The sequence below is a fragment of the Moorena sp. SIO1F2 genome (assembly GCF_010672755.1).
Taxonomy (GTDB): domain Bacteria; phylum Cyanobacteriota; class Cyanobacteriia; order Cyanobacteriales; family Coleofasciculaceae; genus Moorena.
The window spans coordinates 19614-30193 of record NZ_JAAHFV010000044.1 but is presented as its reverse complement, the minus strand read 5'-3'; the positions used below and the strand labels follow the sequence as shown (position 1 = coordinate 30193).

At 44.4% G+C, this 10580-nt stretch carries 9 protein-coding genes; 2 read left to right on the top strand and 7 right to left on the bottom strand.

Features of this window, described 5'->3' with window-relative positions; all coding sequences use genetic code 11:
• Window positions 1–658: 658 nt before the first annotated feature.
• Window positions 659–814, bottom strand: a complete 156-nt coding sequence (locus F6J94_RS08630) for a hypothetical protein (RefSeq protein WP_293039076.1) — start codon at window positions 812–814, stop codon at window positions 659–661.
• A 192-nt stretch (window positions 815–1006) separates the two neighbouring features.
• Between F6J94_RS08630 and F6J94_RS08625 the strand changes: the two genes are divergently transcribed.
• Complete coding sequence (locus tag F6J94_RS08625) at window positions 1007–2899, top strand: bifunctional serine/threonine-protein kinase/formylglycine-generating enzyme family protein (RefSeq protein WP_293019323.1); 1893 nt, start codon at window positions 1007–1009, stop codon at window positions 2897–2899.
• A 150-nt stretch (window positions 2900–3049) separates the two neighbouring features.
• Here the strand turns inward: F6J94_RS08625 and purD are convergent, their stop codons facing one another.
• A complete protein-coding gene (gene purD / locus F6J94_RS08620; RefSeq protein ID WP_293039073.1) occupies window positions 3050–4321 on the bottom strand; it encodes a phosphoribosylamine--glycine ligase in 1272 nt (423 codons plus the stop codon).
• A 184-nt stretch (window positions 4322–4505) separates the two neighbouring features.
• On the opposite strand from purD, the gene F6J94_RS08615 reads away from it, so the two are divergent.
• Window positions 4506–5462 (top strand): NAD-dependent epimerase/dehydratase family protein, encoded by a 957-nt coding sequence (locus tag F6J94_RS08615; protein ID WP_293039070.1) that lies wholly within the window; start codon window positions 4506–4508, stop codon window positions 5460–5462.
• Window positions 5463–5927: 465 nt separating this feature from the next.
• Here the strand turns inward: F6J94_RS08615 and F6J94_RS08610 are convergent, their stop codons facing one another.
• The 5 genes from F6J94_RS08610 to F6J94_RS08590 form a co-directional block, all read right to left on the bottom strand.
• On the bottom strand, window positions 5928–7721 hold the full coding sequence (locus F6J94_RS08610) for a serine/threonine-protein kinase (protein WP_293039082.1): 1794 nt from the start codon (window positions 7719–7721) through the stop codon (window positions 5928–5930).
• Window positions 7722–7772: 51 nt separating this feature from the next.
• Window positions 7773–8024 (bottom strand): hypothetical protein, encoded by a 252-nt coding sequence (locus tag F6J94_RS08605; protein WP_293039067.1) that lies wholly within the window; start codon window positions 8022–8024, stop codon window positions 7773–7775.
• A gap of 110 nt (window positions 8025–8134) precedes the next feature.
• Window positions 8135–8251: a type II toxin-antitoxin system HicA family toxin gene (locus F6J94_RS08600; protein WP_229424272.1), complete on the bottom strand. Its 117-nt coding sequence runs from the start codon at window positions 8249–8251 to the stop codon at window positions 8135–8137.
• Window positions 8248–8451 (bottom strand): type II toxin-antitoxin system HicB family antitoxin, encoded by a 204-nt coding sequence (locus F6J94_RS08595; RefSeq protein ID WP_008182203.1) that lies wholly within the window; start codon window positions 8449–8451, stop codon window positions 8248–8250. The genes F6J94_RS08600 and F6J94_RS08595 overlap by 4 nt, the downstream gene beginning before the upstream one ends.
• 170 nt (window positions 8452–8621) lie before the next feature.
• A complete protein-coding gene (locus F6J94_RS08590) occupies window positions 8622–10523 on the bottom strand; it encodes a hypothetical protein (RefSeq protein WP_293039058.1) in 1902 nt (633 codons plus the stop codon).
• Window positions 10524–10580: the final 57 nt, after the last annotated feature.

Genomic DNA, 10580 nt, shown 5'->3' with positions numbered 1-10580 from the left:
AAAGGCTCCACTCTCCTAAGGTTTCGTCTCTGGCCTTAATCATAAAGTTTTAACCCTTTTACCCATAGCCGACCAACCATAAAGGCTGCCCCAGCGAGGGATTGCTCGCTGGGGTAACTTCTGACCCTCAGGAATTGCGTCCGTGGACAGTTGACAATAAATAGGTTAGAATAGAGATGGTTAATGACCCACCCGAGACGATGGAAACAGATGCGCCTATACGAGCGAAGTCCAGTAACCTGGCGGCGCAGCAAAATCGGTAGACTTTGAAGTTACCGTAAGGATAGTGGAGTCTTTATGGTTGGCAGGTTATGCAGAGAAGGGTGAAAATTTATTAATTAAGACTCCACTATCCTAAGGTTTCGTCTCTAGGGAAAAGATGACAGGGCAATGGAAGGCCAACCCTCGAATCAAAAAGTAAATCAAGACTTTTATAATAACTCGACACGTGAGAACCGCAGGGCTTGCGGGGATAGTCTGGGTCGCGAACGTAAGACCATAAAACCCCGCTTAGGTTGGAGGCTGTTGCATTGAAGCAGAAACCTAAATCGTGAGGTTTAGGAATCCCTCGTTATAATCTTTGATTTAACGATGGGAGGATGTCAAATATAGGGTTCATCAGCAATTGGATGGGAGTGCGATCGCACTGTTATAGATATCACTGTATAGATCGCGATAGATCGCGCTTTTCCTGGGATGTTAGAACCGCAGGTGCTGGTTTCCCGGCATCGAGCTGCGGACAATCTAGTCTGTAGACTTGCCTATAAGTATCTTGCCCATAGCTATCTTGCCCATAGCTATCTGTTCGTGGCATTATTAATGACCAACGATTAAGTTGTAATATTTAGGCTTCTTATTGTCCTTGACTATACCAAAAGCGATTGGCCGTAGACCACACTAAGCGATGCTCGGTACGAGCCGCTACGCGAACGCATTTCTACTTCACACTTGTAATTCACAAACTTAAAGCTAAACTTTCAAGTATATCGACCCATCTTTGACCCCAATGAGCCTGTGCATAAATCCTGAGTGTCCTCAGCCTGGTAACCCTGATACGGACCTATTCTGCTCAAGCTGCGGTTCTGAGTTATTGCTGGCGGGACGTTATCGGGTCAGCCGGTTACTCGGAGAAGGTGGCTTTGGACGAATCTATGAGGTGACTCACAAGGGAATTGCCAAGGTTCTCAAAATTTTGATTAACGATGAACCGAAAGCTGTGGAACTTTTTGAGCAAGAAGCCAGAGTTCTGACTCAGCTCAATCACCCAGGTATTCCTAAAGGAGAGGAAAATTTCACCTTCTTTCCCAGAAACCACCAAACCCCCCTATACTGTTTGATCATGGAAAAAATCTCTGGGCTTAATTTAGAGGAGTATCAAAAAAAGCGAGGAAATCGCCCCATTGATGAAAAATTAGCCTTGGATTGGTTATTTCAAATCGTTGATATTCTCCAAGCAGTTCATCAGGAAAACTTTTTCCATCGCGATATCAAACCTTCTAATATTATCCTGCGTCCAGATGGACAACTAGTATTAATTGATTTTGGCACAGTGCGCCAAGTTACCGACACTTATATGTTCAAACAATCTGCTGGGAATGTTACCAGTATGATTTCCCCTGGGTATACTCCCCTAGAACAAATCCATGGTCAAGCGGTACCCCAGTCGGATTTCTACGCTCTAGGACGGACATTTGTTTATTTGCTGACAGGGCAAGAACCCTCAGATTTGTATGATGCTGGCAATGATATCTTGATGTGGCGATCCCATGCACCACAGATTTCTTCGGAGTTAGCGGATTTTCTTGATAGTTTGATGGTGCGAGTTTATCAACGTCCTAAGGATACTCAGGTTCTTTGGGAAAAGTTACAAGCAATCAACTCCGAACTTAATCCTCCACGGCGATCCCAGAAACCAGATGATTCTACTGTTAATAGACCGCAATCAAGTCAAGTGGGGGGGTTTGGCAGTTTAGGAATAGCTGTAGCTGGATTTTTTAACCAATTCCAAAATTCCGACCCCTCAGCAGTCGAGGGAGTCACCCTAAAATCTTTTGACTTCGATGTGGTAACTCTAGATAAATACAGTGAAATTAAAAAGCGCCGCCGTCACCAAGCCCAATATTTCACAGAAGACTTAGGCAATGGTGTAGGGCTAGATATGGTGTACATCCCTGGGGGAAGATTCCTCATGGGTTCACCAGAAACTGAGAAGGGACATAGCGACGATGAAAGTCCACAGCATTGGGTCAGAGTCTCTCCCTTCTTCATGGGAAAGTTTGCGGTTACCCAGGCCCAGTGGCGGGCTGTAGCAACCTTATTCCAAGTCTCCCCTTCCCTAAACCCCCAGCCCTCTAAGTTCAAAGGCGATACTCTGCCAGTGGAAAAGGTATCTTGGTATGAGGCGATGAAATTTTGTGCTATACTATCTAGGCTGACTGGACGAAACTATCGGCTTCCGAGTGAGGCGGAATGGGAATATGCCTGTCGAGCTGGTACCAGTACGCCATTCCACTTCGGTGAAACCATTACTACCAATGTGGCCAATTACGATGGCAACTGTACATACAGCTCTGAGCCAGAAGGGGTATATCGAAAACAAACTACTCGTGTAGGTAGCTTTGGTGTAGCCAATTCCTTTGGTTTGTATGACATGCATGGGAATGTTTGGGAGTGGTGTGCTGACCATTGGTACCCAAACTACCTAAGCGCTCCCGTTGATGGTAGTGCTTGGCTAAGTAGTATCAATGAGTATGATCATCATTCCCGGCTTCTGCGCGGTGGTTCCTGGGATATCATTCCTGGGATATGCCGCTCGGCTTGCCGCTTCAGCTATATCCCGGCAGACAATATCGAAGCCAACATTGGTTTTCGGGTGGTGTGCGATATTAGTATTCCTTAATGGGTTGACCATGATTAATAGCCGTTGAGGGATTGTTGCTGGTCTCCTGTTGCTGGTCTCAATGGGAGCAAGAACTTACGAATGCGTTCGCGTAGCGTAGCCCTTCGGGCTAATCGCATCAATAAAACCCATACAATCAACCAATACAAGTCAGCCTTCATCCTGCAAAACCCGATAACCAATATCCCGACGGTAATACATCCCTTCAAACTGGATACAATCCATAGCGCTATAAGCAACTGATAAAGCTTGCGCTATTGTTTTACCGGTGCCGGTAACCCCCAAAACCCGACCACCACTGGTAACTAGCTCCTTCTGTTTCAGGGTAGTACCAGCACTGCAAACTATTGCTCCATGTTGTTCAGCTTGTTCAATACCAGTAATTACCTTACCCTTTTCGTAAGCTCCCGGATACCCTTTCGAGGCAGCAATCACACAAGCCGCAGCCCCTTGTTTCCAGGTAATAGTTGGTAATTCCGCCAGTCGCTGTTGGGTACAAGCCAGAAGCACCTGATCTAGGGGAGTTTCTAGCAAGGGTAGGATAGCTTGAGTTTCTGGATCCCCAAAGCGACAATTAAATTCCAGAACCGTTGGGTTTCCTTCTGGAGTAATCATCAATCCTGCATAGAGAACCCCTCGATAATCAATTCCTCTGACCTTTAAAGCTTCAAGGGTAGGATTAAGAATTTCCTTTTCAATCCGTATGCTTAGCTCTGGGGTAATAATCGGTGCAGGAGCATAAGCTCCCATCCCTCCGGTATTGGGACCGGTATCCCCTTCCCCAATTCGCTTATGGTCTTGAGCTGGTACTAAGGGACGAACCGTCAAGCCATCCGTAACAGCCAAAACCGAAACTTCTTCACCGGTGACACACTCTTCAATGACCACCGTCTCAAACCCATTCTGAAAGAGTGACTCCACAGCCGTTTCGGCTTCGTCTATCGTAGCCGCAACAGTTACTCCCTTACCGGCTGCTAAGCCATCCGCTTTAACCACAATTGGTGCTACCTGGGTTTTGACATAAGCCAATGCTGGTTCTGGTTCCGTAAACACAGCAAAACTTGGGGTAGGAACACCAGCCGACTGCATCAAATCCTTTGCCCAAGACTTACTCGACTCAATTTGTGCTCCCTCCTGGGTGGGACCAAACACAGGGATATCTTTACTTTGGAGATAGTCTGTAATACCTAAGGACAGTGGCAGTTCTGGACCAACCACCACTAGAGATATATCGTTAACCAGAGCAAACTCAGCAATTGCTTCAAAATCTTGAACGTTTAATAAAAGATTTTGGCAACCTCTTAGTGTAGCGGTGCCACCATTACCAGGAACACATATGACCTGCTGAATACTTTGAGATTGCAGTAGCTTCCAAGCAAGGGCGTACTCCCTTCCCCCATTGCCGATTACCAAAATCTTCACGTTTTTTGTACACTCTGTGGTGAATAGTCTATCTTATTCTATGAGCTTACCAAAGTATTGAATCCATTTTTACCAAAAAAAAATTTGTAACTATTTAAAATAGTATGCCAGACTAGATTTAATATACATCTACATATCAACTAGTCTAACTAAAGCTTAGGCAATAGTTTGAAATCTTAAATTTATGGCTCTTAATATCGTTACGGGTGCTGCGGGTTTTGTCGGTTCTCACCTAGTAGAAACCCTTTTGAATCAAGGTGAGCGAGTGATTGGTATTGATCAATTTAACGATTACTACGATCCCAACCTCAAGCGCCGGAATATTGAAAATTTTAAAGAGCATCCCGCTTTTGAGTTAATCGAAAGTGATATTCAGACCCTTGATTGGCGATCGCTCCTAACGGATGTAAAGGTAGTTTATCATCAGGCAGCACAAGCTGGAGTTCGTGCCAGTTGGGGGGATGGTTTTCGGGATTATACCGAGCGCAATATTAACGCTACCCAAATCCTACTCGAAGCCGCCAAAGATGCCAAGCATCTGACCCGATTAGTCTATGCTTCCAGCTCTTCAGTTTATGGTAATGCGGAAGCCCTACCGACATCTGAAACAATTCTGCCCCAACCGGTTTCCCCCTATGGGGTAACCAAGCTAGCAGCAGAACACCTATGCTTACTGTATTACCATAACTTTGGTGTACCCGTTACTGCCTTACGCTATTTCACCGTATATGGACCGAGGCAGCGCCCAGACATGGCATTTCACAAATTCCTAAAAGCCATTCTCACGGATGAAGCCATTAGCATATATGGTGACGGAAAGCAAACCCGAGACTTCACCTTTGTCAAAGACATCATAGCCGCGAATCTGGCTGCAGGTACCACACCAGCTGCTGTTGGGGAAGTCTTTAACGTTGGTGGTGGTAGCCGAGTGGTGCTAGCGGATGTTCTCGACACGATTGAAGAAATTGTTGGACATCCCATTAAGAAAAACTACATCGAAAAAGCCAAAGGAGATGCACGTCACACTGCAGCAGACATTACCAAGGCCAAAACCTTGCTAAGTTATCAACCTCAGGTATCCCTATCCCAAGGCTTAGCCCAAGAATGGGAATGGATACAGACTCTTTACGCTCGTGTATAGAAATTATCTAATCTTATCTATCAATTTTCATGAATCATATCCCCCCCTTATTAAGGGGGGTTAGGGGGGATCCCTAGTCAAAGAATAGTGTATATCCCTGTTCTGTCACTCTCCGAAAAGGCTTGCCTTTTCGGAGTCTGCCGAGTATAGGCCAGGCAAGCGATAGCGTAATTTTTTCCGAGTAGCAATTCTGGAGAGTGTGAAATTGACCAAAATGCGATCGCAACACTCTATATCACCGAGTATACCTTGGCTCTAGAATTTATTAATCATAGCAGAAACCGGAAAGTGACAGAAGAGGGATATAGCAATTATCTCTCCCATGAGGTACAAATGGATCCCCCTAAATCCCCCTTAATAAGGGGGACTTTGAGGTTTAGAACGTACCTCGTAAATGCAATAAACGCTACTATATCATAAGTGCGATAAACGCTATCTATTGTTCTTCAAGCTACAGAAATTCAGCTAAAGCTCAACCCCAGCTATTTGAAAGGCTTGTCTAATTGCACCAGCTAATTCCGATTGGTACTGTTGCAGGTAAAACTCAGATGCTTGACGATAGGCGGACAACAGGGGACGAAAATTCTCAACCTGACCATCCACAGTTCTGATATTAAGTAAAACCCAACCTAAGTTGTGGTAAGCCTCAGCATAGTCTGGTTTTAACTGCACTGCTTTTTCCAGATAGGAGCGTGCTTGTGCCCATTGTCCCACTTTTCCTAGTAAAGTGCCTAGACGGAATAAAGCAAAGGCATCAGATGGAAATTTCTGAATGTAGGCTTGATAGGTTTGGATAGCACCCTGAGAATTCTGCAAGTGTTCCTGAGTGATTCCTTGATTCAGGGATACCCAGCTAGGAACGTCTGCTTTCTGGCTGGCTTGCTCAAAATTGGCAAGAGCCTCAGGCCACAACCCTTGCACAGCTTGCTTCCAACCTTTCAATCCCCAAGCAACTGCACTATCGGGGACTTGAGTGGTAAACTCTATAATCCGGCGCTCCACGTCCCTAGACTGTCTGGTAACAACTGCCTTTTCCAAAGCAATGATTAAATAGGGATATATCCATTGTTGTAGTTGTTGGGATTCCCTAGACTGAGCCTGTTTTGACTTGAACAGTGCCTGGGTAGCAGTACGAATTGCTCGTTTCCATTGCTGTTGATTGACATAAATCCAAGCTTGTAACCCTAGGGCAAAGGTACAGTTACTATCAATTTGCAGTGCCTTGGAAACAGCAGATTCTGCCTGTTGCCAATTGCCAAGCTTTCCCCATGCCCAAGCTAGATTAGCTTGTATCCAAACCTCTTGGGGAGCTAAGTCTGCTGCTTTTTGCAACTGTTTTACCGCTGTTGACCAATTTGATTTACGGCAGTTGACTAGTCCTAAAACCCCATAGCTCCTGCCATCATTTGGTTGTAGTTGAATCGCTGTTTGTGCTGCTACCTCAGCCTGAGCATCATTGAGATGGATCTGAACTAGGGCTAGTTCAACCGCAGCTTCACCATGGTTGGGCTGATTAGTTAGACACTGTTGATAAGCTTGAACCGCCTCTGCTAACTTTCCTTGCTTAACTAATCCCCACGCTTTCCTTTGACTGGGAGAAACAAACTTGCCTTTGAGGGCATCAATCAGTTCCTCGGCTGTCTGAAATCGCTCCTCTACCTTCATTCTCATTCCAGTTAAGATTACCTGCTCAGTTTGGGGTGTAATCTGAGCAGCTAACTGTCGTGGTGGAATTAACGTTTCTGATCCAGCCCTTTCCGTAGCTTGAGCGGGTAATTGACCAGTGAGTAATTCATACATTGACGCACATAGAGCATAGATGTCCGTAGCTGGCCAACGCTTACTCCGGTAACTGTATTGCTCAAGAGGAGCGTATCCTGGTGACAAGGTTACACTCATTTCACGGGTTTGACCGGCCATGAATTCTTTGGTAGCACCGAAATCAATCAATACGGCTCGATCTTGGTGATCAATTAGAATATTATCTGGTTTAATATCTCTGTGTAATAGTTGATTAGAGTGAACAACTTTTAACGCTTCTGCTACTTGGATAAAATAGCCCTTGAGCTTCTCTTCCGAAAGAACACCTTCTTGTTGTAAGATTTTGTATAAGGACTTACCAGAGATAAACTCCATGACTAAATAGGCAGTATTATTCTCCTCAAACCAATCATAAACCTGAGCAATATTAGGGTGGGGGCATTTTTGTAAGTAACTGGCTTCTAACTGAAATTTGTGGAGTTGTCGTTGTCGGTCAATCGGAGCAATAGAAGGGGGCCAAGTAATGGTTTTCCCAATCCTAGCTGCTTTTTATGGCCAGAGTTCTTTGATGGCAACCTTGGCAGAGTTAGGTAGGTAAATTCCTTGGTAGGTAATGCCAAATCCCCCTTCTCCTAGGACTTTTTCTATCCGATAATGACTCTGCCTTAGGAGTGTGCCAGCAGGCAAATGGTAGGCTGATGAACTAACAGTGTCTTCAAACTCAAGAGCCGCACCACAACTAGTGCAGTAGTTGTTACTGCCAGTATTGATATGACCGCATACTATACAGGTAATAGACATTGTAGGTTTCTACAATTTTAGGAAGGCAAGAGGCAAGAGGCAATAGGTAATAGGCAAGAGGCAATAGGTAATAGGCAAGAGGCAATAGGTAATAGGCATGCTAGCAAAAACTAATCTAGTATATCTCCTGGCTTTTCATAAATATGATGGCTTCCTGTAATTTTTCTCAAAACCCATCCTTTTTTCTCAACAATTTTACAGAATTTTTTGCCAGAAACAGATTTCATACTGTAACTTCCACAATTTTGCTGTTTGGTTCAGGAATATAGGAATTGCTGGCAACTTCTAACCAACCTTCAATTGCATCTTGAAGATTTGCTAAAACCTCTTCCATTGTGTCTCCCTCAGTAATGCAGCCAGGTAGTGCGGGTACTTCTGCCCAAAAACCACCTTCTTCTGCTGGATGTATTGCGACCTTAATCTGCATTTGGGTTTGCTTGCTCAAGAGTTTTTTCTGTATTTTAACTCATCACATCATGGGTCAATCAGATGAGCCGGTGTACTTTTGTTAACCTTATGCACACCCTGACTACTCTTACTTTTCGCTCTTTCCACTTCAACTTTTGTCAGTCAAGCAGGCTGATAGCTTACGCAAAGTTAGTTCAAAAACTCCATAGATTCCAATTTGTTGCTGCTGATTGCTTTTTGGAGCAAATTTTGCCACTCCTCCTGAATTTGTTTATGTTCTTTTAGCCTTTGGAACTCAGGCCATACTTTCGAGCGAATTTCTTCCTTTCTTAGAAAAGTCCGCCACTGGTCTTCCATATCTTTGGCATAGTGAATGCGATCAAAAAACTCTCCGATGATGAAGTATCTGACTTGGCTTGGCTCAGCTAACCACTGATCTAAGGTTTGCTTACATTTAATGACCACTTTCTGATGAAGCGCTTCTAGACGATTTTTTACTTCTTGTTGATTAAACTCTTCAACTTGGGATTTTCCTGACTCGGAAGTTGTAGTGCTCAGGGTGTTGTTGTTGATTAGATCGGGTTCAAGTTCGTCATCAAAATGCTGTCGAATACTGTGTAGAATTAATCCTTCATAGGAAACTTGAGACTCCCAAAGGGTTCGGAATCCTAGCTCTAATTGATTGTTATACTTATCTAGTAACTCGGTCATCACCCCTAGAAACTTGGCATCACGTTCTTTGGTTAGATTCCCCAAGTGCCCCTTTTTCAGGTTTACCAGCACATTTGTTACTTCTGATTTGAGCTGATCCACCGACTGCTGGAGCCCTTCGTTTAAGGAAAGGAAATGCTTTGAAAGGTTCGCTCGCATCGCTGCAATCGACCCGTAGTAGGTAGACCTGTAAGAACCTCCGAATCGGTCTGTGCGTTGTCTTTCAATTTCTTCTAGTGCTGGAATTCCCGGGTCACTTTGGCAGGCTTTCATTACAGTATCGACTTTCGCTTTAAAGTAAGGATCAACTGTTTCCCGATTTTTTCTGAGTTTTTTGAGGAATTTTTCAAGACTGTCAGATAGTTCTTCTTTAAACTCTTTGAATCGCTCCACAAATAACTGGTCTTCATCCCCAAATCCAGCTAGGGCTTTACTGGCTTTCTGTAAATCAGTGTCTAAGTCTCTGTGGAGGATATCTATATGGTCTTGGTAAGCTTTGGCATATTTACTGTCGAGGTCTTCAATGTTGTTAACTAGGTAGTCTAGAATTAACTCCAGAACTTGATTTGCTTGGTCAGGATTAGAACAGTCAGCGATTACACAATTAACCACCTCTATGTGGTTTTCGCGAATAGTTCTTTTAAGGGTTTCACAGCCTTTAGAGTTGTCTTGATCAGCACTGCTCATTTTATTGATTACCATGAAAGACCGGTCTGGCAGGTCATTCAGGGCTTTCTGGGCTGTGTCATAAAGTTTTGTATCTCTTGCTTCCCAGCCGTAGCGTACAGGGTCTGGTCTCCGCACAAAGAGAACGACATCCACTCGCTCCCCTAGGGTTTGTAGCATCAGCGTTTCATCCCCTACTCTGAGGTCCCCTAAACCGGGTATGTCTACCAAGGCAATCTTTTCGACTTCGGATTTACTGAAAGGACAGAATATCTCTACTTCTCTGACTGCCAAAACGGCGAAGTCACTATTGGCATCTTGTTGATGAACTACATAGTTGCGTATTTCTTCCTTGGGAACCCGATCCAATACCCGATGGGAGTTTGCTTCCAGTAGATGGCGATACTGATTGAGATGACCATAATATTCGTTGCGCAGCCGTTCGTACATGGCTTTTTTAGTCGCACCATCAGGCAGTTCGGGAAGCTGGCTAGCAAATTCATCCAGGCTTCTTGGTATGGGTGCTAAGTCTAGTTCTTCGTAATAGGAGCCAATGACTTCTTTGAGAAATGAGTCTTCATCATGGAATGTTACCCTAGCATAGGTTGGTTGATTTTGATGATAGACTCCTGGCCTAAGCCTTGGTAATTTCCGGTAACTCCAGGAATTGCCAACCAGGATGCAGACTAAGTATTCATTTACTACGTTGTTCAAGCCATGATACCTACAAATGAACGCCAGTTTGTAGCTCTATCGCTAACTATTAAGACG

What these genes read in the sequence shown, in the direction of transcription:
- F6J94_RS08630 (WP_293039076.1), bottom strand. Translation starts at nt 814, where the DNA reads ATGCCACGAACAGATAGCTATGGGCAAGATAGCTATGGGCAAGATACT.
- F6J94_RS08625 (WP_293019323.1), top strand. Translation starts at nt 1,007, where the DNA reads ATGAGCCTGTGCATAAATCCTGAGTGTCCTCAGCCTGGTAACCCTGAT.
- F6J94_RS08615 (WP_293039070.1), top strand. Translation starts at nt 4,506, where the DNA reads ATGGCTCTTAATATCGTTACGGGTGCTGCGGGTTTTGTCGGTTCTCAC.
- F6J94_RS08605 (WP_293039067.1), bottom strand. Translation starts at nt 8,024, where the DNA reads ATGTCTATTACCTGTATAGTATGCGGTCATATCAATACTGGCAGTAAC.
- F6J94_RS08600 (WP_229424272.1), bottom strand. Translation starts at nt 8,251, where the DNA reads ATGAAATCTGTTTCTGGCAAAAAATTCTGTAAAATTGTTGAGAAAAAA.
- F6J94_RS08595 (WP_008182203.1), bottom strand. Translation starts at nt 8,451, where the DNA reads ATGCAGATTAAGGTCGCAATACATCCAGCAGAAGAAGGTGGTTTTTGG.